We start from the raw sequence: 24,261 nt of genomic DNA, 5'->3' as shown, positions 1-24,261 counted from the left end.
CTGGAACTCATGGATGGGCTGGCGATCCCCCTGAAGGACGACGACGTGGCGCACTTCAGCGGTGTCTATCGCCGGCAGGTGCTGGCCGGTGTGGGCCACAATATCCCCCAGGAAGCGCCACACGCGACCCTTGAAGCGCTGTTGGAATTGCTTGCCTAGGCCACTGGCGAAAAACGTTCGCGATAGGCCTGTGGCGTCACCGCCAAGGCCCGCAGGAAGCTGCGGCGCAGCGTCTCTTCACAGCCAAAGCCGCACTGCACGGCGATGCGCTTGATCGATGCCGTACTGTCCGCCAGTTGCCGGCGGGCAGTCTCAACACGGATCAACTCGACCGCACGCGCCGGGGTTTGCCCGGTTTCGGCACGGTAGTGGCGCACGAAGCTGCGCTCACTCATGCCGGCTTGGGCGGCCAGGGTCGCGAGGTTCAGGTCGAGAGTCAGGTTCTCGGCGATCCAGGCGTGTAATTCGGCAAAGCGGCTGTCGCCCTTTTGCAACGACAAGGTCACGCTGAATTGCGATTGGCCGCCGGGGCGCTTGAGAAACACCACCAAATGCCGCGCCACTTCCAGGGCGACGGCGCGGCCCAGGTCTTCTTCCACCAGCGCCAGGCACAGGTCGATACCGGCCGTCACGCCGGCCGAGGTCCACAGCGTGCCTTGCTGGATAAAGATCGGGTTGGCCTCGACCTGAAGCGCGGGGAACTTGCGCGCCAGCTCGTCACAACGCGTCCAGTGGGTGGCCACGCGGCAGCCGTCGAGCAAACCGCTGGCGGCCAGCAGAAACGCACCGGTACACACCGAAGCCATGCGTCGGGTATGCCGGGATTTTTCCCGCACCCAATCCACCAGCGCCGGGTCTTCGGCGGCGCCGTACACGCCCCAGCCGCCGGCGATCAGCAGGGTGTCGCAAGGCTGGTCAACCGCAGGCAACGGCTCGGCCACCAGCGCCAGGCCAGCGGAGGTCATCACCGGTTGTGCCTGATCGGCGATCACCGTGACGGCATAGGGCAGCGGCAAACCGCGTTGGCGCGCCAGGTCATTGGCCGAGGCGAACACTTGCAGCGGCCCGGTGACATCGAGCACTTGTGCATTGTCGAAGGCGAGTACGTGAACAAGTCTGGGCATGATTGGCGTGATTCGTGGGCTCAATGGCGTATGCGCCAAAGCCTAGGCCTCTAGAGTGAAGCCGTCCACCCCTTTATCGGAGCGTCATTCATGACTTTGCAGATCGGCTTTGTGTTGTTCCCCGGCATCCAGCAACTGGACCTTACCGGCCCGTACGACGTATTGGGCTCGTTGCCGGACGTACAGTTGCACCTGGTCTGGAAAGACCTGGCTCCGGTCACGTCCAGCACCGGGCTGGTCTTTACCCCGACCATGACCTACGCCGACTGCCCGAACCTGGATGTGCTCTGCGTGCCCGGCGGTTCCGGTGTGGGCCCGTTGATGGAAGATCCGCAAACCCTGGACTTCCTCAAGGCCCAGGCCCGGACCGCGCGCTACGTGACGTCGGTGTGCACCGGTTCGCTGGTGCTCGGCGCGGCGGGCCTGTTGCGCGGGCGCAAGGCGACGACGCACTGGGCCTACCACGACCTGCTCGCCCCTCTTGGCGCGATCCCGGTACAGGAGCGCGTGGTGCGCGATGGCAACCTGTTCACCGGCGGCGGCATCACCGCCGGCATCGACTTCGCCCTGACCCTGGCAGCGGAGTTGTACAGCGAAGCGGCGGCACAATTGGTGCAGTTGCAGATCGAATACGCCCCGGCGCCACCGTTCAATGCCGGCCGCCCAGACACGGCGCCCACCGCTGTGCTGGAAGAAGCCAACAAGCGTACGGCCGAATCGCGCAAGACCCGCGCTGAGATTGTGGCGCGGGCGGCAGCGCGCCTGGGTTGACGACGCGGCTCGCGGCCAGTGTGGCTTGTGTAGGGGCCTCGGTTGATCGCCAGCAGCGATGAGCAGGGGGACCGTACTTTCTTCAACAAGCCATCACGTCGGTCGGGCCATCAGCGCCAGGCGCACGGCCAACACCGTCAGCACCGTGGCCAGGCCCCACTTCTGCAGGGTGGCGGTGCCGGGGCGGCCGCTGAAAAACCGGCTGGCCGCCCCGCCAAACACCCCCAGCACCAGGTGAAACACGGCGGCGATGAAGGTCAGCACGCCGCCCAGCACCCACAGTTGCGTCGCGATCGGGCCTGCTTCGGGGCGCACGAACTGCGGCAGGAACACCACGAAAAACAACAGCGCCTTGGGGTTGAGCAAACTGTTGAGCATGGCCCGTACGCATACACGGCCCAACCGCACGCGTTCGACCTGGGTAGCTGCCCCACCGGGCTTTGCCTGCAAGGTCTTGGATACCAGCCACAGCAGGTAAATCACGCCGGCATAGCGAATCAAGTCGAATGACGGTGGCCAACTCGCGACCAAGGCCGTAACGCCCATGGCCGTCAATGCCGTCAGCAGCAGGTCCGCTACGCCGATGCCCAGGGCCGAGGCCGCGCCACCGCGCCAGCCATGGGTTATGCCGTGGCTGATGACGAACGCCATGTTCGGCCCCGGCGATAACAGCAACAGCACAACAGCACCGGAAAAAACCGCCAAGGTTGCGAGATCTATCATGCTCGGCCCATCCACCGGGAAAGCCCGTAGATTAAGCAGCGAACCTGACGCAAACAAAAAATTGTGCTGGATACAATCCCGCACGTACGGGTCATCGACTACAGCATGAATAACGTTTGGACGCTCACACTGCCGGGCACTCACCTGTTCGCCAAACACTATTATCAAACAGTGGGCACCGCTTCCCAGGACAACTTCCTGGATGAACCGCATCATTTAAGCGTAAGTTCCGCAGACAACTTCCGAACCAACGAAAGCCCGGCGGCTGGGCACTTTGTGCTCCTGATCAACCCATACTTGTCCCCTTTTCCTACCTCTCTTTGGAAAAGGTTCTCGCGTTAAACAGGAAAAATCTCACATTTGTTCCTACACTCAAAAACACACGCCATCACCGAGTGCCTGGACAAGGATCGTCAATAAAATGCCAAAAGAATATCGCCTAAAGCGTCTATCACAACACTTCCGCAACATCGTCAATTCGTTGACATAGCACACAAAGGGACCACTCCTTTAGTCACCACCCCGCACATTCCACTCATATGAATGGGCGGTTGCGTTTTATCCAGAGTTGCCGTCGTTCGACGTTCCCTCAATAAAGTGGCCCGCCGCCTTATTGAATAAAGAACCGGACAGAGAAGTCTGGAGTGCAATGAGGGATGTTTTATGCCAGAGACGTCGTCCGTCGACAGCTTGTTTTTAACACGTGCGGGTTTTGTTGAATTTTTTGTTGTTTTCGTCAAATCGATCCATGGCCTGACGGCTATCCTGCCGCCGTTGGTGCTGGTATTTTTCATCGACCCGATGGCCCCTGAACTGCGCTCCCACTTTCTCGGCCTGCTGCTGTTTTTCGCGATCCTGACCATTATTCTGTTCCAGGCTCTCGGTATTTATTCCGAGGAACTGTTCAGCAATCGACTGCGCTTGCGCACCAAGATAAAGGCCTGGTCGGCAGCGTTTTGCATCCTGCTGTTCATGTACCAGATCCTGCAGTTTTTCCCGCAACTGACCCCGCGCAACCTGGTGTATTGGTACATCACCAGCCTGGGGCTGTTCTGCCTTGAGCGCCTGCTCATGCTGCGCCTGTACCGCCAGCTGATGCGCCACGGCATGTACCTGCAACGCACGGTGATCCTGGGTTTCACCGATACCGCCGTGCACGTCGCCGATCACCTGCAACGCAACGGCGATATCCGCTCGGGCCTGATCGGCTTTATCGATGACCGTACCGAGCGCATTCCCAAATCGTTGAGCAACCTGCCCTTGCTGGGCAACACCCGCGAGCTGGAAAAGCTGATCCGCGCCGAGCAGGTCAACCAGGTCATGATTTGCCTGCCCTGGGCGGCCGAACAGCGTATCCATGGGCTGGTCAATCGCCTGCGCCAGATGTCGGTGAACGTGATGCTGGTGCCCGACATGGCCGCCTTGCGCTATGGCCACAGCCGCATCAGCGAAGTGGGTGGCATCCTGATGTTCAACACCTCGCAGTTGCCACTGCGCGGTTGGTCGCCGGTGATCAAGCGCCTGGAAGACTGCCTGTTGGCAAGCCTGGCGCTGGTGGTGCTGTCACCGTTGATGCTGGCGACCGCGATTGCGATCAAGCTCGACTCCAGGGGCCCGGTGCTGTTTCGCCAGAATCGATTTGGCTACAACGACAACGAAATCCGCGTATTCAAGTTCCGTTCGATGTACACCGACCAGAGCGACTTCACCGCCGAACGCCAGACCACCCGTCACGACCCACGTATCACCCGGGTCGGACGCATTATCCGCAAGACCAGCATCGACGAGCTGCCGCAGTTGTTCAACGTACTGCTGGGCAACATGTCGATCGTTGGCCCGCGCCCCCACGCCACGGCCACCAAGGCCGCCGGTATTCCCTTCGAAGTGGCGGTGAGCGAATACAGCTCGCGGCACCGGGTCAAGCCTGGAATCACCGGCTGGGCGCAGATCAACGGCTACCGCGGTGAGACCGACACGCTGTTCAAGATCCAGAAACGTGTCGAGTACGACCTGGAGTACATCTCCAAGTGGTCGGTGTGGTTTGACTTGTACATCGTCTTCATGACGGTCCCGGCCGTCCTTTCCACCAAGGAAGTCTATTGATGAATCCCCTCGACGGATTAATTCCCTGCATCATTTCCGGTGGTTCGGGCACGCGGCTGTGGCCGGTGTCGCGGCAGAACATGCCCAAACCCTTCATGCGCATGCGCGATGGCCAGAGCCTGTTGCAGAAAACCTTCCAGCGCGCCAGCCGCCTGCCCGGCGTGCAGAGCGTACTCACGGTCACCAACCGCGACCTGCTGTTTCGCACCCTCGATGACTACCGGCTGGTGAACAAGGCGCACCTGCCCCTGGACCTGTTGCTGGAGCCGTTCGGTCGCAACACGGCCGCCGCGATTGCCGTGGCGGCACTGCATGTACAGGAGCATTTCGGCGACGACGCGCCGTTGCTGGTCATGCCGGCCGACCACTTGATCCTCAATGAAACCGCGTTCGCCGCCACCGTGAGCCAGGCCCGCGAGCTGGCTGAAGCCGGCTACCTGGTGACCTTCGGTATCCAGCCCGATCGCCCCGAGACGGGCTTTGGCTACATCGAGCAAGGCGAGGCCTTGAGCGCCGGGTATCGCGTCAAACGCTTTGTCGAGAAACCCGACCTGGCCACGGCCCAGGCCTACCTCGACGGTGGCAAGCACCTGTGGAACGCCGGGATGTTCTGCTTCAAGGCCAGCACCCTGGTCAACGAACTGACGACCTATGCTCCCGACGTCCTGGAAGCGGCCAGCGCTGCGCTGGCGCATAGCCAAAGCCTACAGAATAAAACCTCGCGCCAACGAGAGCTGGACGCCGATGCCTTCGGCAGCGCACCGGACATTTCCATCGACGTGGCACTGATGGAGAAATCCCAGCACGTGGCCGTGGTGCCTTGCGACATCGGCTGGAGCGACATCGGCTCCTGGGAAGCCCTGCGCCAACTCACCCCCAATGACGCCCAGGGCAACCAGGTCAATGGCGAAGCGATCCTGCACGACGTGCACAACTGCTACATCGACTCGCCCAAGCGTGTATTGGGCGCGGTGGGCGTGCGCGACCTGATCATCGTCGACACCCCCGACGCGCTGCTGATCGCCGACGCCCATCGCAGCCAGGATGTGCGCTACATCGTCGCCGAACTCAAGCGCCAGAACCACCCGGCGTACAGCTTGCACCGTACCGTGACGCGGCCGTGGGGCACCTATACCGTTCTGGAGGAAAGCCCCCGCTTCAAGATCAAGCGCATCGTGGTCAAGCCCCTGGCATCGTTGTCGTTGCAGATGCACCACCACCGCAGCGAGCACTGGGTGGTGGTCAGCGGCGCGGCACAGATCACCAATGGCGAGCGCGAGTTCTTGATCAACGCCAACGAGTCGACCTACATCCCGGCCGGGCACAAACACCGTTTGAGCAACCCGGGCATCATCGACCTGGTGATGATCGAGGTGCAGAGCGGCGAGTACCTGGGGGAGGACGATATCGTGCGCTTCGATGACATCTACGGGCGCGCGCCCCTCGACGTGAACAAATGATATGCGCACCGCGTTGATCATCCCGACCCGCAACGCCTCCAGTCATTTGGCGCGCCTGTTGCCCGCCCTGACGATGCAAACCCTGCAACCGGACGAGATGCTGGTGGTGGACAGTGCCTCCAGCGATGACACCGCGGCGCGCTTTCAGGCGTTTGGCGCGCGGGTCGAGGTGATCGACGCCAGCACGTTCAACCATGGCGGCACGCGACGCTGGGCCAGTGAACAGGTGGACGGCGACGCATTGATCGTGATGACCCAGGACGCAATTCCCGCCGACCCGCAGACCTTCGCTAATCTGCTGCACGAGTTGCAGGAAGACCCGCTCAACGGCGTGGCCTACGGCCGCCAATTACCACACCCCGACGCCGGTGTGCTGGGCGCGCAGTCGCGGCACTTCAACTACCCGCCCCAGAGCCGCAGCAAGAGCCTGGCCGATGCGCCGGAACTGGGGATCAAGACCTGCTTCAGCTCCGACTCGTTTTCCGTGTACCGGCGCAGCGCCCTGGAGGCGGTCGGCGGCTTCCCTGTGGATGTGATCGGCAGCGAAGACGCGTTTGTGGCAGCACGCCTGCTGCTCGACGGTTACAAAGTGCGCTACGCCGCCACGGCGCGGGTGTACCACTCCCACGACTACCGGCTGATGGATGAGTTTCACCGCTACTTCGACATTGGCGTGTTCTACGGTCGCGAGCCGTGGATCCGCGAGGCCTTCGGCGATGCCGGCGGTGAAGGTAAACGCTATGTACTGGCCGAGCTGGCGGCCTTGCGCAAGGCCGGTGCCTTGCACCGCGTCCCCGAAGTCCTGGTGCGCAGCGCGTTCAAGTTGCTCGGCTATCGGCTGGGCCAACTGGAGCGCCGCCTCCCCGTCGCCCTCAAGCGGCGCATCAGCATGTTCCCCGGCTATTGGAGGTGAGCATCATGACCTACAGGAGGTCCCCCTTGATGAAACACACCGTGCTCGTCCTGGCCTTGATGGCCCTGACCGCCTGCAACACTCCCGCGCGTATCGTGCCACCGGACGACCAGACCGTCGAAGACGGCAAGCGCGCTCTCGAACAGCTCGCCCAGTTGCCTCCGGCGGTGGAACGCATTCGCGTCGGCGACCAGTTGCGCATCGTGCGTGATGCCGGTGAGATGCCGACCCTGTCGGCGTTCAACGTCAGCACGATCTACGAGCTGACGCTGTACACGGTGCAGAACGACGGCAAGATCAACTACCCGTTCCTGGGGCCGATCCAGGTGGCGCGGCGTACGCCCGCCGAGGTGGCAGAGGAACTGACTGAACGCCTGGCGCCGGTGTACCGCGAGCCACGCGTGACAGTGAATATCAACCAGGCGCCGGGCAACTCGGTAATCGTCGGCGGCGCGGTGAACAACCCCACGGCGGTACAGATCGCCACGGCCAATACCCTGGAACAGGCGATTGTCGGTGCGGGCGGTGTCAGCCAGGCCGGCAACGCGAGCATGGTCGCGCTGCTGCGCGAAGACGCCCAAGGCGCCTACCACGCCTACTTCCTGGACTTCAGCCAGTTCCTCAAGACCGGCACCAGCGGGCGCAAACCCGTAGCCCTGCAACGCGGCGACGTGGTGTTCGTGCCCAAATCCAACGTCGGCGAACGCATCCAGGGAGTGGATACCTACATGAACCAACTGATCCCGTTCACCAAGTCCATTGGGGTTGGCTACAACTACACCCGAACCAGCAGCGGCAGTAACTGAAGGAGCGACATCCCATGATCGAGATCCGTTCTTTTCGTGACCTGCTGCGCCTGTTCTTCATCTTCCGGCGTGAGTTCAAACTGGCCGCGATTGCCGCGCTGGTGATCATCCTGCTGGGCGCTTTTTTACTGCCGGCCAAGTACGAATCCACCGCGCGCCTGCTGGTCAAGCCAGGACGTGATTCGACACTGCCGATCGAGATCAGCAACCGCCAGGCGTTGGTGATGCCCAGCACCCAGCGCGACCCGATTGTCGACGAGGAACGCCTGCTGACCGGGCGCCCGATCGTGCGCGCGGTGGCCGAGCACTACCTGGAAGTGATCAACAACGCGCCACCGCCGGAGGGCTTCTGGAAGCGCACCAAGCATTACATCAAGGAGGGCGTGGGCGCGGTGTTCGATGGCCTGCGCGTGGTACTGGAAACCGTGGGTGTGATTGAAAAAACCACCGCGGTGGAACGCCTGGCCGCCGGCCTGGAAAAGAGCTTTGAGGTGAGCCACGCCGCCGGCTCCACGGTAATGGACATCACCTTTACCTGGGGCGACCCGCACATCGCCCAGGCGGTGGTCAAGGCTTGGGTCGAGACCTACATCAACGAGCGTACCCAGGCCCTGGGGCGCAAGAGCCTGTACACCTTCTATGAGGGCCAGGTGTCCACCAGCGCCGCCGAGATCAAGCGCTACAAGCAACAGATCCTTACGCATTTGAACCAGATCGGCGCGGCGAGCATCACCGACCGCCTGGAAGACTTGTCCGAACGCATCAACGTGCTGCGCGGCGAAGTGTTCAATACCACGCGCCTGATCGCTTCCTCCGACAGCGCCATCGCCAGCACCCGCGCTCAGCTCAAGACCCAGCCCAAGGAAGTGACCACGGTGCGCCAGATCGCACTGAACCCGCAGCAGCAGGATTTGCGTCGCCTGCTGAACCAGAAGCTGCTGGAACGGGCCGACATGATGCGCACCTACACGGATAACGCGCCGCCGGTCAAAGCCCTGGATGCCTCGATACGCGCGATGCAGGCCCAGGTCGCAGGCGAAAGCAACACGGTGCAAAGCTCGGAAAACCGTGCGCCCAACACCCTGGAAATCCACCTGCAGCGGGTGCTGCTGGATGAGTCGAGCAACAACCTGGCGTTGCGTACCCAGCTGGTGCAGCAACAGAAACACCTGGCAAACCTTGAAGGCCAGCGCAAGCAAGCCCTGGAGATCGAACCGGAACTGGCCCGCCTGGCCCGCGAGCTGAGTGCCACCGAACGCAACTATGCGCTGTACGTGGATAACCTGGAAAAATCGCGCATCGACCGTGAGTTGGACAACAGCCAGATCAGCAACATCGCGGTGATCGAAGAAGCCACCTTGAACCCCGGCCGCATCTTCCCGAAAACCCTGATGATGTTGGTGTTGGCGATCCCGTTCGCCATCGTCGTCGGCCTGCTGGTGATCTACCTGTGCTACCTGCTCGACCAGCGCATCCACGACGGCGGCCTGGTAGAACGCAAGTTCGGCCTGCCGCTATGGACCACCCTGCCGGAGCTGGACACCAGCACCGCGCAAAGCACCAACGCGTTCAATGCGAGCATCTACCGGCTGTACGGTTTGCTGCAACTGGAGCGCATCGCCGAACACGGGATGACACTGGGGCTGACCTCGGCGCGCCACGGCGAGGGGGTGACGTTCGTGGTGGAGCAATTGCGCCGATTGCTGCAGGAAAACGGCATCAGCGTACGCGTCGGCGGCGTGGAGCCGGCGGCGCCTGGTGAGGTGGTGCTGCTGGATGCCTCGGCGCTGCTGGACAACCGCGACGCGTTCATCACGCTGCGGCGCGCGGACCTGATCGCGTTGGTGGTGGAAGCGCAGAAAAGCACGGTGCCGGTGGTGGAGCATGCGCTGTCGATCCTCAATACCGCATTCGGCAAAGTCGACGGCATCATCATCAACCGGCGTAAATTCGAAGTACCGGCCAAGGTGCTTCAAACCATCGCCAAGTACCAGGGGGCACTCTGATGCGCATCGCCCTGCTCGCACCTTTGCCGCCGGAAAAAAACGGGATCGCCGACTACGCGAACCATTTCAAGACGGCACTGGAGCAGTTGGGTGTGGAGGTGTTGACCCCGTTGAGCGGCGTGGCCGGCACTGGCGAAGCGATCCGGCAGGCCGTCGCCGCGTTCGACTGGCGCCGGGTGGACCTGGTCCACGCCGAATTGGGCGGTGGACGCCTGGGCGAGTTCCTGGCCCTGCGCGCACTGCGCCGGGCCTACCCCCACCTGGCACTGACCGCCACCGTGCACGACCCGGAACGCCTGGTCTGGCGGCGTGAGCACCTGCCCTTCCCGCTCAACCTGCTGGCACGTTTGCCCAGCCCCTTGCCGCAGGGGGCCGTGGTGCTGGCAGACCCGTTGACCTTGCGCGAAGAACGCCAGGTTGCCCAGGGCCTGACCCGCCTGGTGACCCTGACCCGACTGGGCGCCGAGTGCCTGAGCCAACGCATGCAACTGCCGGCGGGTAAAGTGGCGGTGATCAACCATGCCAACCTGTCCATTGCCGCGGCCCCTTTGCCGCCGCTGGAGACACTGCGCCTGCTGTATTTCGGTTTTATCTACCGAGGCAAAGGTATTGAGGACTTGTTGCAGGCCTTGGCCGCCGTGTTCCAGCAAGCCCCCGAAAGGCGTGAGCGTATTCGCCTGACCCTGGCCGGTGGCACCGCCGCCGAAATGGCATTTGGCGCAGGCGGCAATTACCTGGAGCAACTGACCCGCCAGATCGCCGACCTCGGCCTGACGGGAACCATCGACTGGCGACTGAACCTGCCGGCCAGCGAGATTGCCCAGACGATCCAGGCGCACCATGTGATGGTGCTGCCCTATCGCGAATCGAAAAAACTCGGGCTGCTGGGGCGCCAGCGTGGCACCAGTGGCGCGTTGTCCTGGGCGGCCGCCTGTGGGCGCGGCGCGATCACGTCGGATGCGCGGGCGTTTGCCGAAGAAGTCGCCAGCGGCAACGGGGCGATCTATCCCCAGGGCGATGTGGCCGCGCTGAGCGCGCAATTGTTGCGCCTGGCACACACGCCGTCGCTGGCTCGGGACTGGGCCGAACGCGCCGGGGAAATCGGCCGCGAGCGCCTGTGGCCGTTGACCGCGCAAAAGTTTGTACAGCTGTTCGATGAGGCCGTTGCAGGAGCCGACCATGGCGCGTAAACGTACCTGCCTTGCCACCCTGGCCGTGGTCGCCGCCCTGGGCCTGAGCGCGTTTTTGTGGGACCGCCAGGCCGACGCCGAGAGCCATGTGCTCAAGGGCAGCAAGGTGGTGGTGTGGAAGGACTTCCTGGGAGTGAACGCGCAGTTCCTGTGGTTTGCCCCTGAGCGTTACCAGAAGCAGATCGACCGCCTCAAGGCGCTCGGGCTGGAATGGGTGCGCCTTGACCTGCATTGGGACCAACTGGAGCCGGCCGAGAACCAGTACCAGGTCGCGACGCTGGATCAACTGGTCGGCAAGCTGCAAGACAACCAACTCAAGTCGGTGTTCTACCTGGTCGGTTCGGCACCCTTCGCCACCACCGCGCGCGCCGGTGCGCCCTACCAGGACCAGTACCCGCCCAAAGACCCGAACGTATTCGCCAAACGCATGGCGCTGCTGGCCCAGCGTTACCCCAGCGTCGACGCCTGGCAGGTGTGGAACGAGCCGAACCTGCTGGGTTTCTGGCGCCCTGCGGCAGACCCGGCCGGCTACGCCACACTGCTTACCGCCACCGCCGCCGCGCTAAGGGCGGTCGACCCGAATAAACCGGTGGTGGCCGCCGGCATGGCGTTCTTCGGTGAAATGCCCAACGGCCAGAACCTGTTCAGCGCCCTCGGTGCCCTGGGCGTCGCAAGTTTGAACACGGTGATCGCCTATCACCCCTACACCCAATTGCCCGAGGGCAACGACCCCGCCAACCTGGACTTTATCGCCAAGACCCGCGCGCTCAACCAGGCCCTGCGTAACAGCGGCGTGCAAACCCTGTGGAGCACCGAATGGGGCTGGTCAACCTACACCGGGCCCAAAGACGCCCAGGACCTCATTACCCTCCAAGGCCAAGCGGATTACGTGGTGCGCCGCCTGGCGCTGATGAGCGCGCTGGATTACGACCGCACCTTCCTGTTTACCTTGAGCGACCTCGACCCGCGCGCCAGCGTGCGCGATCAGTCTTATGGTTTGCTCGACATCGAAGCCAACCCCAAGCCGGTCTACACCGCCTTGAAACACTTCCTCGAGGTCAGCGGGCCAACGCTCACCCCCGGCGACCCGCCCACCACCGACGCATGGCCCGACGGTATGTTCAGCATCGGCTGGACCCGCGCCGACGGGCGCAAGCTGTGGTTCTTCTGGTCGGCCCAGGGGGGTAACGCACACCTGCCAAACCTTGCCAGCGCAACCCTCTATGACCCGCTGCGCGGCACGCAAACCCCGGTGAGCGGCACCAATGGGCTGACCCTCCCGGTCAAGCCAAACCTGCAAATTCTGTTATGGGATTGAGGCCAGCCATGCGCATTTTATGGATCCTGCCCTACTCGCCCTGGCCCGCCACCAGCGGCGGCAAGACGCGCCAGTTCCACCTGTTGCGCAGCCTGGCGGCGCGCGGGCATCGGATCACCTTGCTGCTGCATGACAAGCACCCGGTGTCGCTGGCCGATCGCCAGGTGCTGGAAGCCTTCCTCGAACAACTGATCATCCTGCCGCGCCGCCCATTGCGCAGCGTGAAGACCCTGGTGGCCGGATTGTTGGCGCCCTACCCGTTGCTGGCGAGCGTGAATGGCCTGTCGGGAGCCTTGCAGGACACCTTCAGCCAATTGCTCAATGAACATTGGGACGTGGTGCAGATCGAGCACAGCTACAGCTTCCAGCCCTATGAAGAGGCGCTGGCGCGAAAGTCCCAACCCTTTGTACTGACCGAACACAATGTCGAATCGGCCCTGGGTGCGGCGACCTACGACCGCTTGCCACGATGGGCGCTGCCGTTTATTCGCTACGACCAATGGCGCTACGCCCGCTGGGAACGCCGGGTGATGCGCCAGGCAACGCAGGTAGTGGCGGTGACCGACAGCGATGCCCAGGTCCTGGAAAAAATCGCTGGCAAGCCGGTGCCCGTGGTGGTCAATGGCGTGGACTGCCAATACTTCGCCAGCGCCCGGCCCGACCCGTCGGCGCGTCGCGTGCTGTTCCTCGGCAACTATGAATACGCCCCCAATGTGGATGCGATTGAGTGGGCGCTGGATGAGATCCTGCCCAAGGTCTGGGAGCACTGCCCGGACGCGCGCATGAGCGTGTGTGGTTTCGGCATGCCCACACGCTGGCGCGAACGCTGGCAGGACCCGCGTATCGAATGGCAAGGCTTTGTGCCGAACCTGCTGGCCCTGCAATCGAGCTGTTCGGTGTTTCTCGCGCCGTTGCGTCATGGCGGCGGCTCCAAGCTCAAGGTGTTGGAGGCGCTCGCGGCCGGGTTGCCGTTGGCGAGCACCGATCAGGGCGTGTCGGGCCTCGATCTGGTAGAGGGGTTGGATTACCTCGGCGGGCAAAGCGCGACCAGCCTGGCGGATGCCGTGGTGCGCCTGCTGCAATTTCCCGGCGCTGCCGCGCCCATGGGGGAAGCCGGCCGCACCTACGTGCGCCGCGCCCATGACTGGAGCGTCGCCGCCAGCCAATTGGAAAAGGTGTACGCCACGCTGTCGCCGCTGAATCAAAAGGAGCCCGCATGCGCGTAGGCCTGGATTACCGCACCGTCGGCACCTCGCCGCAATCGGGCATCAGTCGCCAGGTGTATGCGCTGGAAAGCGCCCTGCGCACGCTGCCGGGTATCGAGCTGGAACGCTTTACCGTGGCGCCGCTGGGCGATCAAACCCGCTTGCAGGCCCACTGCCCCGACTGGGGCTGCGCCAAGACCGCAATGCACCAGCCGCACAATCGCCTGCGTTTCGAAGCCGGCTTTTTGCCCCGGGCGTTGCGTGAACAGCACATCGATGTGTACATCAGCACCTTCAATATGGGCCTGCCACTGCCGCCCACGCCCAGGGGGTTGCGCACGGTGGTGCTGCTGCATGACCTGTTCCAGATCACCTTGGACAACTACCACGCCAACCGCTTGAAGGCGCTGATCTACAAGACCAGCGATCGCCTGTCGATTGCCTACGCAGTCCACAGCGCTGACCGGGTGTGGACACCGTCGCAGTACAGCGCCGATGAAACCGTGCGGTTATTTCCCAACGCCGGGGGCAAGGTTCGTGTGCTGCCCAACCAGGTCGATGGTTTTACCGAACGGGCGGCGGACCTGGCCGCCCGCCAACTGCCCGAACGCTACTGGCTGCTGGTGGGCACCCGGGAACTGCGCAAGAACGTACCGTTCCTGGTGGACGCCTGGCAGCAGGCGCGCCGCCAATCCCCTGGCGTGCCTGAGCTGGTACTGGTGGGCAGCCTCGATCATTTGCCCGAGGCCCAGCGCAGCTTGCCGGGGGTTCGCGCCTTGAGCGGCGTGTCGGATGCCGAGTTGCAGGCGCTGTACCGCCAGGCGTCGCGCCTGTGGCAGCCGTCCTATGCCGAAGGCTTTGGCTTGCCGGTGATCGAAGCCCTGAGCGTCGGCACGCCGGTGGCCGTGGCCAGCGGTACCTCACTGGATGAAATCACCCCGCCGTCGGCGCCGCGTTTTTCGCCCACCGATGCACCGGCGCTGGTGCAGTTGATGGTGACGCTGGCCGAGCGGCCCGATGAAGAGCCACCCGAGCAGCGGCGTCAATGGGCTGCGCGCTTCAATCAGCATGCCTATCGCCAGCGCCTCGCCGAATTGATCGAGGAATTGACGTGAGGCTGAACCTGACCGGTCTCGTCGCCGTCCTCTTTGGCGTGCTGTTCGGCGCCCTGGCCCTGCTGTTGTCACCGGCCAAGGCCTTTCTCGCAGTGATCGGCCTGGCGGCGGCGGTGACCATCTTGCGTTTTCCGCTCTGGGGCCTGCTGCTGTTCGCCGCGATGGCAACCTTCATGCCGTACTCGACGGTCAACCTGGGCATTCGCACCACCGTCAGCGAGGCGATCCTGGCCCTGACCTGGGGCGCGGTGATGTGGCACGGGTTTCTGTCGCGCCTGCCCGACACCCCCGGTTTGGCGAGGCGGCCCACCGACCAGATGCTGCTGGGGCTGATGCTGTTCAGCGTGTTCCCGTTTATCGTCGGCCAGGTCATCACCCACGCCGATGCCAGCGGCCTGGCCAACTGGCTGCGTTGGCTGTTGAACCTGTCCGGGGTGTTCCTTGCCGCCAAATTGCTGGTGGACCAGAAGCAGCGTGAATCCCTGGTGATCGCCTTGCTGCTGGGCACCCTGGCGATGCTGGTGCTGTCGATTGCGGTGTTCGTGCGCACACGTTCGGGGGCGGGGATTGCGCCGCTCCTGGGGCTGTTCAACTACGCCAACTACGACATGTTGAAGTTCGGCCTGGAGGCCATGTCATCGCGCATGGGCTCGCCGTGGACTCACCCGAATGCCATCGGCGGGATCATGGCGTTGCTGCTGCCGTTGGCGTTCTGCTATGGCATGACTGAACGAGGCTGGAAACGCGCACTGGGCCTGGCTGTGGCGTGCCTGGGCGCGGCCGCGTTGCTGTTGGCCAGCAGTCGGGGGGCGATGGTCAGCCTGGCGTTGGTGCTGATATGGATGGCCACGCGTCGCGTGCCGTATACCGGCCGCCTGTTGATGATCGGCGCGGCGCTGACGGTGGCGCTGGTGATGGCGTATCCGCCGTTGCAGGAGCGCCTGGCGACGATTTTCTCATCGGACAACGCCAGTACCGAAGTGCGTTTCGATGAATACCGCCTGTTCCCCCAGGCGGTTGCCGCGTACCCGCTGGGTATCGGCTTCAAGGTCGACCCACCGGTGCCGGGCACGCACCTGCTGGGGATCTCCAACCTGTGGCTGAACTACATCTACAAGATCGGCCTGGTGGGCATGCTGCTGTTTGTCGCCGTGACCGTGCGCTGGTGGCGCGAAGCTCGCCCGGAAAAAGGCCCGATCCGCCTGACCAAGGACAATGCGCTGTGGTTAGGCACCACCGCCGGGATTCTCTCAGCGCTGGTCAGCGGCTTGTTTGACCACTACTTCAGCTTTGCGGTGGTGATGGTGGCGTTGTTCTGGCTGATGGTGGGGATCAATGTGCTGGAGGCGCGCCGGTTGTTTCCGGCGCGCCTGCCGCCGCTCAAGGGCGTGGCTTATCGCAAGCCGCTGCTCGATGGCGTGCGTCCCTGATGCTCGGCTCTGCGGCGTGGCTGACCCTGGCTACCTTGCTCGGCCTGTGCCTGGGGTTCGCCCGCGAATGGTTGTTGGTGGCGGCCTGGGGCGCAGGGGAGCGCAGCGATGCGTTCCTGATCGCGCTGTTCTTGCCCGAGGCGTTGCGCATGTCGTTGGCCGGGGGCGTGTTAAGTGCCGCCGCACTGCCGCTGTACCTGGCGCGCAAGGCCGCTGAGCGGCTGGCTTGGCTGGCGGCATTGTTCCCAGCGCTGCTGCTGATTGCCCTGTGCACCAGCCTGCTGCTGACGCTGCTGGCGCCCTGGCTGGTGCAGGTACTGGGCCCGGGGTTGGCGGCGAGCGCCACGACGCTGGCTGGCAGTAACCTGCAGATTGTCGCCTGGTGCGTGCCTGGGCTGATGTTGCATGGGTTGTTCAGTATTCCGTTGCAGGCCAGCGAGCGCTTTGTGCTGGCGGGGCTGGGCTCCCTGCTGTTCAACCTGCCGCCGGTGATTTACCTCGCCCTGGCAGGCACCGCGACGCAGCCGCACACGCTGGCCCTGGCGTGCCTGGCGGGCAGCCTGTTGATGCCGTTGGCGCTGTTGCCGTCGGTGTGGCGCCAGGGCTGGCGACCGTGGCGCTGGCAGTTGTCGGTTGCACCGCTGCGGGAGTTGGGCCAACGCATCGGGCCATTATTGCTGAGCAATGGTGCCAGCCAGGGCCTGGCGCTGATCGAGCGGCTGGTGGCGTCGCTGCTGGGCGAAGGCGCGGTGACGTGGGTCAACCTGGCACGCAAGCTGATGAACCTGCCGTTGATTGCGCTGATGAGCCTCAACCAGGTGCTGCTGGGCATGATGAGCCGGCGCCAGGGCGATGAGCGCCTGGCCCTGCTCAAGCGCGGCCTGGAAACCGCCAGCATGTTGACCCTGCCCGCTGGCGTCGGCCTGGTGGCCGCGGCGCCGAGTCTGGTGGCGTTGCTGTTGCCCAGGCAATCGGCCGACTCGCCGCTGCCCTGGTTGCTGGCATGGTTCGCCGCGCCGCTGGTGTTCGGGGCATGGAACGCCTTGCTTGCGCGGTATGCCTATGCCGCTGGCGATACGCGCCAGCCGCTGCGTTGCGAGGTGCTTGGCAGCCTGGTCAATGTGCTGTTGCTGGGTGCCCTGCCCTTTGTGTTCGGACTGGCGGGTATTCCGTTGGCGGCACTGGCCGGGGTGATCGGCACCGCGCTGTTGCTGATGCAGCGCCAGGGGTTGCTCGGTGCCTTGCCGTGGGTGCGACACGGGTTGCTCAGTACGCTGGTGATGGGGCTGGCGGCGCTGTGGCTGTTTCGGATTGACGGCGTGTGGCTGCAATTGGCGCTGGGCACCCTGGCCGGTGCCACAGTGTTGTTGGCCATGGGCCTGTGGCTCAAACCGTGGCGCAAGGCATGACGCCAATTGTGGCGAGCACGCTTGCTCGAGGGTGCGAAGCGCTCCCAGGAATGTGGGGTTTATGAATAGGGGGTGGTCAGGTGAAACATCGTTGGATTCAAATGGATATCGCCAAGGGCATTGGCATCCTGATAATCGTCTACGCCCATGGCTGGTTCGTCGCCTCGTCCCCGGACCTGCTGTACCCGATCCTGGCGTCGTTCGTGCTGCCGCTGTTCTTCTTTTTGTCCGGGGTATTTTTCAAGCCGGAGCAAGCCTTCACGCAGATGGCGGTCCGCAAGGCGGACGGCCTGCTCAAGCCGTTTTTCTTCACCCTGCTGACCTACGTGATCGTGCGCGACCTGCTGCGCGGCCAACCACTGCTGCCGGATATCGGCGGTGTGCTGTATGCCTCGGTGGACACTATCCCCTGGCAAGCGTTGTGGTTCCTGCCGCATTTCTGGGTGGCGATCCTGTTCAGTTGGGTCGTGCTACGGCTGATCGAACGCCTGTCGCTGGCGGTGAGCTGCGTGCTGATGCTGGTGCCCTTGCTGATCGGCATCTGGATGTTGCCCTTCTTCTGGCAACTGCCAGTCACCGTCGGAGGGCAAACCTGGGTGCTGCCCGGCTTACCGTTCAGCCTCGATATCACCCTGATCAGCAGCACGTATTTCATTTACGGTTACCTGCTGCGCGACAGGTTACGCAGGCATCAGGGCTCGCTGCTGACGCTGCTGATTTCGGTGGTGCTGTTCGCAGCGGTGTTCATCTATAGCCACGACACCATGGACCTGGCGCAACGGCGCTACGACCACTGGCTATGGACCAGCTTGCTGGCGGTGATTGGCGTCTACCTGTGCTGGGCATTGGCGCGGGTGCTGATGGTGTCGCCGTTGATCACCCGGGCGATGACCTACATCGGCCAGTCGACCCTGATCCTGTTGATCTTCCATGGGGAAATCCAGCACAAGACCTTCGACCTGATGGAGCGCCTGGGCCTGCCTGCATTTTTTGCGGCGTGCGTGGGGTTTGTGGTGGCGGTGGGGGCGCCGTTGCTGATTGGGGAAGTGATCAAGCGGGTGGCGTTCTTGCGGTTTTTCTACTTTCCGTTTGCCCTGCGCAAGGCGTAAAAAAACCCGTAGGCGCGAGCGCCCACAGGTTTTTTGGATCAGTCATCCAGTTGTTGCGGAGCAGGCTTGCTGCCGGGCTTGGCTGGCTTGGCTGGCTTGGTGCCCTTGGCCGGAGTGGGCGCCACAGGTTCGGGCTCTGCGACGGCAGCGGCTTCTTTTTCAGCCTGGGGCATCTGGTCGATGGCGCTGAAAAACGCCTTCAGGTCGAGGGTATCCGGTGGCACGGTCTTCTCGACTTTCTTCTCGCCGTCCTTGCCGATCAGGATCACTTTGGTGCCGCTGCCGGCACCCAGTTTGAGGGCACGGATCAGCGCATTGGTTTCAGGTGGAGTGAGCTTCTTGTTGTCCTTGGGATCCTTGGCGAACTTCTCCCCTTCGGCACCGATGCTGCCGAACTTGATGGTGTAGAACACCATGTTGCGCTCTTCAAACGACTGCTTGGTGGCAGGCTCGTCCAGTTGTCTCTTCAGGTCTGCCAAGGTGGCATTACCGGAATCAAGCTCCACCACCACCAGTGGCCGGGCTTTGCCCAAGTCCTGCTTGAGCGGGTTGATATCATCAGCAGCCAACAGCGGCCCCGTAAAAGCCATCAAGGTAGCCAGGGTCAGCGACCGGATGAGCATGCGCACCTCCTTTGAATTCCATGCAGGGTTCTTGAGTTTCATGTCTGCGACAGTCAAATTCAAGGATGATTCCTACATCACTTTAAGAAAGCGTAGGTCAGGGCGCCCGCTACGCAAGGGTTTTGGCCTGTTCAATGCTCATTGTTTCCTTTGATTGCGGAAACATTACGAGACCTTCCACTCGGGCCAATGTCGCGCAAAGACAGGCGCGACAATGGGGTCGGCATCCACCCGCACGAGGGTCTGGGCAAAGCCTGGAGCCAGGGAGTTCAGGGCCTCCCGCGCCTCGTCCCAGCGCGACACCGCCGCCGCCATGATGCCCAGGGCATTCGGCGCCTGGTTCGGGGCAAACAACTGGCCCGCGAACTGATTGGCAAACACCACCCAGGCATGGTGCAGGTAGCGACGCGTGCCGCTGGTCAATTGTGCTTGTGCTGCCGGGTCCGCATCCCCCAGCCAACGCTGTGGGTAGTCGAGGATGCCGATGGCCGAGTAGCAATTGGCAGCGATGTATACCAGGCCCCTGATGATCTGGGCACGGTCGCCGCTGAGCAGGTGCGAGTCGGGATACTCCAGGCCCAGGTGGATCAGGATCGCCGCACTTTCGGTCAACACCTGGTCATCGGGCGTGACCAGGGTGGGGATCTGCTTGAGCGGGTTGATGCGCGCCAGGGCTTCGCTGCCCGCACCGTCCTGCCAGGAACTGGCGTCCACCCGTTGCCAGGGCACCGCGCAACGTTGCAGGGCGATTTCGATCATGCAGGAGCCCGACTCGTCTGTGCCATAGAGCGTGTACATAGGTGCTTCCTCCTTATCGCAGCAGCTTTGCCTGCAAGTTGGCCTTCACCTGCGACCATTCCGAATCAATGATGCTGAAGCGTACCGAGTTGCGCTTGCGACCGTCGGGCATGATGCGTTCGTGGCGCACGATGCCTTCCTGGACGGCGCCCAGGCGCAGAATCGCGGCTCGGGATTTTTCGTTGAGTTCGTCGGTGGTGAATTGCACGCGCACGCAATCGAGGACTTCGAAAGCGTAAGTCAGCAGCAAGAGCTTGGCTTCGGTGTTGATCGCGGTTCTTTGGGTGGACTGCGCCAGCCAGGTATGACCGATTTCCAGCTTGCGATTGACCCGGTCAACCTTCCAGAACCGCGTGCTGCCGACGATCCGGCCGGTGTCCCGGCGCACGACGGCAAATGGGATAACCGTGCCGGCATCACGTCCGGCCAAGGCCGTGTCGATGTATTGATCGACCGTGTGCGGGCCCGGTACATGGGTGACCTTGAGGTTCCACAGCTCGCCGTCGGCGGCTGCGTCGAGCAAGGCGGCCGCGTGTTCACGCTGCAGGGGCAAGAGCTCGACCGTGTGGCCGGTCAGGGTGATGTGGGTCATGGGGCGGCGCCGTCGGATGGTCGTCAGAGAACAAGAGTGCAGGCTCTCACCCGGACGAGGCAAGTGTTTTAGAACAGGCCCATTTGCCCACCGACCAGGGTGCTGAAATCATCATTCACGAACGGCAAAATCGCATCGGCCACCGGCTGTAACTGGCGGGTAACGTAGTGGTCGTAGTCGATCGGCGCCTGGCGCACTTCCAGTGGTTCGGGGCCATTGACGCTGATCACGTAGCTGATCCAGCCGCCGCGCTGGTATTGGCGTGGGCGGTTCAGGCGGTCGTTGTAGTCGTCGGCCAGGCGCGCAGCACGCACGTGAGGCGGGACGTTGCGTTCGTAGTCATCGAGCTGGCGGCGCAGGCGCTTGCGGTAGATGAGCAATTCGTCGAGCTCGCCGTTCAATGTGCGCCGCACGTAGTCGCGCACATAGTCCTGGTGGGGCTGGCGATGGAAGATGCGCTGGTAGAGTTCCTGCTGGAATTGCCGGGCCAGGGGCGACCAGTCGCTGCGCACGGTTTCGAGGCCCTTGTAGACCATCTCCTCGCTACCATCAGCGCGCACCACCAAGCCGGCGTAGCGCTTCTTGCTGCCCTCCTCCGCGCCACGGATGGTGGGCATCAGGAAGCGGGTGAAGTGGGTTTCGTACTGCAGTTCCAGGGCGCTTTGCAGGCCGAACGCATCGTGCAAATGCGTGCGCCACCATGCGTTGACGTGCTGCACCAGTGCCCGGCCGATGCGGCTGGCATCGGCCTGGGAATGAGCGCTGCCGAGCCAGACAAAGGTGGAGTCGGTGTCGCCGTAGATCACTTCATAGCCCTGGGCTTCGACCAGCGCGCGGGTTTGGCGCATGATCTGGTGGCCGCGCATCGTGATCGACGAGGCCAGCCGCGTATCGAAAAAGCGACAACCACTGGAGCCGAGTACGCCATAGAAGGCGTTCATAATGATTTTCAGCGCCTGGGACAGCGGCGCATTGTGTTCACGCTTGGCCTCTTCGCGACCTTCGGAAACACGAGCAACGATGGACGGCAGGCAATGCCGGGTGCGGGAAAAGCGCGCACCGCGAAAGCCTTCCACGGACTCGCTGTCGTCCGGGTGCTTGAGGCCCTCGATCAGGCCCACCGGATCGATCAGGAAGCTGCGGATAATCGACGGATAGAGGCTTTTGTAATCGAGCACCAGTACCGATTCGTAGAGGCCGGGGCGCGAGTCCATGACAAAACCGCCGGGGCTGGCCTGGGGCGGCTTGTCGCCCAGGTTCGGCGCGACGAAACCCTGGCGGTGCATCAGCGGCAGGTACAAGTGCGTGAAGGCGGCCACCGAGCCACCGTTGCGATCGGCCGGCAACCCGGTGACGCTGGCGCGTTCGAGCAGGAACTTGAGCAGCTCGGTCTTCTCGAAAATCCGCGTGACCAGCTCGCAGTCCTTGAGGTTGTAGCGCGCCAGGGCGGGCTTGTCTTCGGCGAACATGCGGTTGATTTCGTCCATGCGCTGGTACGGCGTGGAGATGTCCTTGCCCTCGCCAAGCAGGGTTTGCGCGACGTTTTCCAGGCTGAAGGATTCAAAGCTCCAGGTAGCGGAGCGCAGGGCTTCGATACCATCGATGATCAAGCGCCCCGCCGCCGCGGCGAAATAGTGATTGCGGCTGCCATGTTCGCGCCAGGCCATGGGCTCGGCGCCACGGCCAAGCAGCAGCGGCACCTTGAGGCGCTTGGCATGTTCGTGGAGCACGCGCAGGTCGAACTGCACCAGGTTCCAGCCGATGATGGCATCGGGATCATGGGTGGCGAGCCATTGATTGAGGCGTTCGAGCAATTGGGCGCGGGTCTCGCAGTAGTCGAGCTTGAAGTCGACTGCGTCGGTGTTGTTCGGTGGACCGAGCATGTACACCTGGCGTTCGCCGCAACCTTCGAGGGCGATGGAGTAGAGATCGCCCTGGGCCGTGGTCTCGATGTCGAGGGATACCAGCTTGAGCGACGGGCGGTAGTCCGGCGCGGGTTTCATCTGCGCGTCGAGCAGCGTGCCGCTGGCATCCGGCGTGCCGCCGAACCACACCGGGGCGGTGATGAAGCGTTCCATCATGTAGCGCTCGGGGGGCCGTACATCGCCTTCGTAGACATCCACCCCGGCGGTGCGCAGGCGTTTTTCCAGATCCATCGCCTGACGGTGCTGACGGGTGTACAGGCCCAGGACCGGGCGGTGATGGAAGTCGCACAGTTGCAACGGCCGCAACTCGATATCGCGCTCATCCTTGAGCAACCAATCCAGCGGCTTGCGGTGGGCCTCGGGAATGAACATCACCGAGGTTTGCACGGGGAGGCGGATAAACCGTGGCCCAAGGTCCGTGGCCAGCCAGAAGCTGACCTCCGTGCCCCCAGGGGTGTCGCGCCAATGCCGGGTCAGGACAAAACCCTGCTGTAAATCCACCGTACCGCACCTCAGGAATCGCTTTCAGGGCGTGATTCTACCTGTCATACGTCTAAACGCCGAACGTTTGCGGCGAACAACCGGTGATCAGAGGGTGGCCACGGTGTCGGCAGCCATCGACGTCTACAAGAAGCTGGAAACGGGCATCGCCCATGATGCCCGTTTGGGTCAAGCCTGCCGGGCTTGGCTGAGATAGTTTTCGATATTGCCCATCTGCTCATCCCATCCACGGGAGTTCATCTTGAAGGCTTTCTGACGGCGAGCCTCGGGAATGGCGTCGAAGCCCGACTCAACGACCCGCAGCAGAATGCCAGGCGCGCGGTCTTCAATCGTGAACTCCACCAGGGTGGGTGTCTCCTGGTCGTAGTCGACAGTCTTATCGACCGCGAACGGATGCCACCAGAAAGAGAACAACGTTTGCGGCAGGATGCGCTCGATCTTGGCTTTCCACACCACATGTTCGTAACCAGGATAGGTAATCGGTGCTTCGATGGTCTCCCCGGCAACAAAGGTCTTGCCCTTGAGGGCAATGCCAAACCAGCGACCGAATTGTTCGGCATCGGTCAGTGCCGCCCATACTTGTTTACGTGAAGCGTTCAGCAGGACTTTTCGTTCTATGCGATCTAATACATGCATAAGTCACCTCCTCCATTGACAGTAGGCGACATCGACCAATGCGCAAACTTCGGTTGTGCGCGATGATGATGACCCCATCCTTGACCCGGCCATAGGTTATGACTGACCCGTTGAATGGAAGTTGCTTCTGTAAAGGCGTGCGCTATCAAGTGGACAGCCTGGACATGCCCATCAGCCACTGCCACTGCGACAGCTGCCGCAAAGTGCATGCGGCTGCGTTCGTGGCCACAGCCGGCGTGATGCGCAAGCATTTTCGCTGGACGCAAGGTGAGGACCTGCTGTCGTCGTTTGAGTCTTCGCCGGGCAAGCACCGGCATTTCTGCTCGCGCTGCGGCTCACATCTGATCGCTGAACGTGAGTTTCAGCCGCATGTGATTGTGCGGGTGGCGACGCTGGATGATGATCCGGGCGTCAGGCCCACCTCGCACATCTGGACGGCCCATGATGTGCCGTGGCTGACTTATGAGGGCGTGGAACAGTGGGATGAGTGGAAGACTTGATTCG

At 63.0% G+C, this 24,261-nt stretch carries 21 protein-coding genes and 1 pseudogene; 15 read left to right on the top strand and 7 right to left on the bottom strand.

What is annotated here, in order from left to right; genetic code table 11:
• Positions 1 to 12: 12 nt before the first annotated feature.
• Positions 13 to 159: pseudogene (locus tag P2T68_RS11655) on the top strand (alpha/beta hydrolase); the annotation flags it as partial.
• On the opposite strand, the gene P2T68_RS11650 reads toward P2T68_RS11655, so the two are convergent.
• A complete protein-coding gene (locus tag P2T68_RS11650; RefSeq protein ID WP_277379360.1) occupies positions 156 to 1,124 on the bottom strand; it encodes a GlxA family transcriptional regulator in 969 nt (322 codons plus the stop codon). The pseudogene P2T68_RS11655 and the gene P2T68_RS11650 sit on opposite strands and share 4 nt — an antisense overlap.
• Positions 1,125 to 1,214: 90 nt before the next feature.
• On the opposite strand from P2T68_RS11650, the gene inhA reads away from it, so the two are divergent.
• Positions 1,215 to 1,895 (top strand): isonitrile hydratase, encoded by a 681-nt coding sequence (gene inhA / locus P2T68_RS11645; protein WP_024074435.1) that lies wholly within the window; start codon positions 1,215 to 1,217, stop codon positions 1,893 to 1,895.
• 93 nt (positions 1,896 to 1,988) lie between these two features.
• Here inhA and P2T68_RS11640 read toward each other — a convergent pair whose 3' ends face one another.
• Positions 1,989 to 2,618, bottom strand: a complete 630-nt coding sequence (locus P2T68_RS11640) for a LysE family translocator (protein WP_277379359.1) — start codon at positions 2,616 to 2,618, stop codon at positions 1,989 to 1,991.
• Positions 2,619 to 3,281: 663 nt separating this feature from the next.
• Here P2T68_RS11640 and P2T68_RS11635 point away from each other — a divergent pair.
• The 12 genes from P2T68_RS11635 to P2T68_RS11580 all read left to right on the top strand — a co-directional run bounded on the left by P2T68_RS11635 (position 3,282) and on the right by P2T68_RS11580 (position 18,682).
• Positions 3,282 to 4,721 (top strand): undecaprenyl-phosphate glucose phosphotransferase, encoded by a 1,440-nt coding sequence (locus P2T68_RS11635; protein WP_024074433.1) that lies wholly within the window; start codon positions 3,282 to 3,284, stop codon positions 4,719 to 4,721.
• Complete coding sequence (locus P2T68_RS11630) at positions 4,721 to 6,181, top strand: mannose-1-phosphate guanylyltransferase/mannose-6-phosphate isomerase (protein WP_102624317.1); 1,461 nt, start codon at positions 4,721 to 4,723, stop codon at positions 6,179 to 6,181. The genes P2T68_RS11635 and P2T68_RS11630 overlap by 1 nt, the downstream gene beginning before the upstream one ends.
• Position 6,182: 1 nt before the next feature.
• Positions 6,183 to 7,094, top strand: coding sequence for a glycosyltransferase family 2 protein (locus tag P2T68_RS11625; protein WP_102624316.1), 912 nt, complete (start codon positions 6,183 to 6,185; stop codon positions 7,092 to 7,094).
• Positions 7,095 to 7,123: 29 nt separating this feature from the next.
• Positions 7,124 to 7,900 carry a polysaccharide biosynthesis/export family protein gene (locus tag P2T68_RS11620; protein ID WP_102624315.1) on the top strand — a complete coding sequence of 259 codons (777 nt, stop codon included), beginning with the start codon at positions 7,124 to 7,126 and terminating at the stop codon, positions 7,898 to 7,900.
• A gap of 14 nt (positions 7,901 to 7,914) precedes the next feature.
• Complete coding sequence (locus P2T68_RS11615; RefSeq protein ID WP_024074429.1) at positions 7,915 to 9,906, top strand: exopolysaccharide transport family protein; 1,992 nt, start codon at positions 7,915 to 7,917, stop codon at positions 9,904 to 9,906.
• Positions 9,906 to 11,096, top strand: a complete 1,191-nt coding sequence (locus P2T68_RS11610) for a glycosyltransferase (protein ID WP_277379358.1) — start codon at positions 9,906 to 9,908, stop codon at positions 11,094 to 11,096. Before P2T68_RS11615 ends, P2T68_RS11610 begins: the two co-directional genes overlap by 1 nt.
• Positions 11,086 to 12,414, top strand: coding sequence for a cellulase family glycosylhydrolase (locus tag P2T68_RS11605; protein WP_277379357.1), 1,329 nt, complete (start codon positions 11,086 to 11,088; stop codon positions 12,412 to 12,414). The genes P2T68_RS11610 and P2T68_RS11605 overlap by 11 nt, the downstream gene beginning before the upstream one ends.
• A gap of 8 nt (positions 12,415 to 12,422) precedes the next feature.
• Entirely contained in the window at positions 12,423 to 13,640 is a 1,218-nt protein-coding gene (locus P2T68_RS11600; RefSeq protein WP_277379355.1) for a glycosyltransferase family 4 protein, read from the top strand.
• Positions 13,631 to 14,734, top strand: a complete 1,104-nt coding sequence (locus tag P2T68_RS11595) for a glycosyltransferase family 1 protein (RefSeq protein ID WP_277379354.1) — start codon at positions 13,631 to 13,633, stop codon at positions 14,732 to 14,734. The genes P2T68_RS11600 and P2T68_RS11595 overlap by 10 nt, the downstream gene beginning before the upstream one ends.
• A gap of 2 nt (positions 14,735 to 14,736) precedes the next feature.
• The gene (locus P2T68_RS11590; RefSeq protein WP_277379747.1) at positions 14,737 to 16,164 is read left to right on the top strand and encodes an O-antigen ligase family protein; all 1,428 of its coding nucleotides are present in this window, start codon (positions 14,737 to 14,739) and stop codon (positions 16,162 to 16,164) included.
• On the top strand, positions 16,164 to 17,573 hold the full coding sequence (locus P2T68_RS11585) for a lipid II flippase MurJ (RefSeq protein ID WP_102624310.1): 1,410 nt from the start codon (positions 16,164 to 16,166) through the stop codon (positions 17,571 to 17,573). Before P2T68_RS11590 ends, P2T68_RS11585 begins: the two co-directional genes overlap by 1 nt.
• 101 nt (positions 17,574 to 17,674) lie before the next feature.
• Positions 17,675 to 18,682, top strand: coding sequence for an acyltransferase family protein (locus tag P2T68_RS11580; protein WP_190362324.1), 1,008 nt, complete (start codon positions 17,675 to 17,677; stop codon positions 18,680 to 18,682).
• Between the two features lie 38 nt (positions 18,683 to 18,720).
• Here the strand turns inward: P2T68_RS11580 and P2T68_RS11575 are convergent, their stop codons facing one another.
• The 5 genes from P2T68_RS11575 to P2T68_RS11555 form a co-directional block, all read right to left on the bottom strand.
• Positions 18,721 to 19,305: a DUF4174 domain-containing protein gene (locus P2T68_RS11575; protein ID WP_069075620.1), complete on the bottom strand. Its 585-nt coding sequence runs from the start codon at positions 19,303 to 19,305 to the stop codon at positions 18,721 to 18,723.
• A 165-nt stretch (positions 19,306 to 19,470) separates the two neighbouring features.
• A complete protein-coding gene (locus tag P2T68_RS11570) occupies positions 19,471 to 20,103 on the bottom strand; it encodes a glutathione S-transferase (protein ID WP_150054272.1) in 633 nt (210 codons plus the stop codon).
• Between the two features lie 13 nt (positions 20,104 to 20,116).
• Complete coding sequence (locus P2T68_RS11565; protein WP_277379353.1) at positions 20,117 to 20,695, bottom strand: GNAT family protein; 579 nt, start codon at positions 20,693 to 20,695, stop codon at positions 20,117 to 20,119.
• 68 nt (positions 20,696 to 20,763) lie between these two features.
• Positions 20,764 to 23,121 carry a DNA polymerase II gene (locus P2T68_RS11560; RefSeq protein ID WP_277379352.1) on the bottom strand — a complete coding sequence of 786 codons (2,358 nt, stop codon included), beginning with the start codon at positions 23,119 to 23,121 and terminating at the stop codon, positions 20,764 to 20,766.
• Between the two features lie 168 nt (positions 23,122 to 23,289).
• Positions 23,290 to 23,757 (bottom strand): SRPBCC family protein, encoded by a 468-nt coding sequence (locus tag P2T68_RS11555; RefSeq protein WP_024074417.1) that lies wholly within the window; start codon positions 23,755 to 23,757, stop codon positions 23,290 to 23,292.
• 98 nt (positions 23,758 to 23,855) lie between these two features.
• Here P2T68_RS11555 and P2T68_RS11550 point away from each other — a divergent pair, with 98 nt between their 5' ends.
• Positions 23,856 to 24,257, top strand: a complete 402-nt coding sequence (locus tag P2T68_RS11550) for a GFA family protein (RefSeq protein ID WP_024074416.1) — start codon at positions 23,856 to 23,858, stop codon at positions 24,255 to 24,257.
• Positions 24,258 to 24,261 lie beyond the last annotated feature (4 nt).

The sequence above is a fragment of the Pseudomonas sp. G11 genome, assembly GCF_029457515.1.
GTDB lineage: Bacteria > Pseudomonadota > Gammaproteobacteria > Pseudomonadales > Pseudomonadaceae > Aquipseudomonas > Aquipseudomonas gorinensis.
This window is presented reverse-complemented; position numbering and strand designations above follow the sequence as displayed.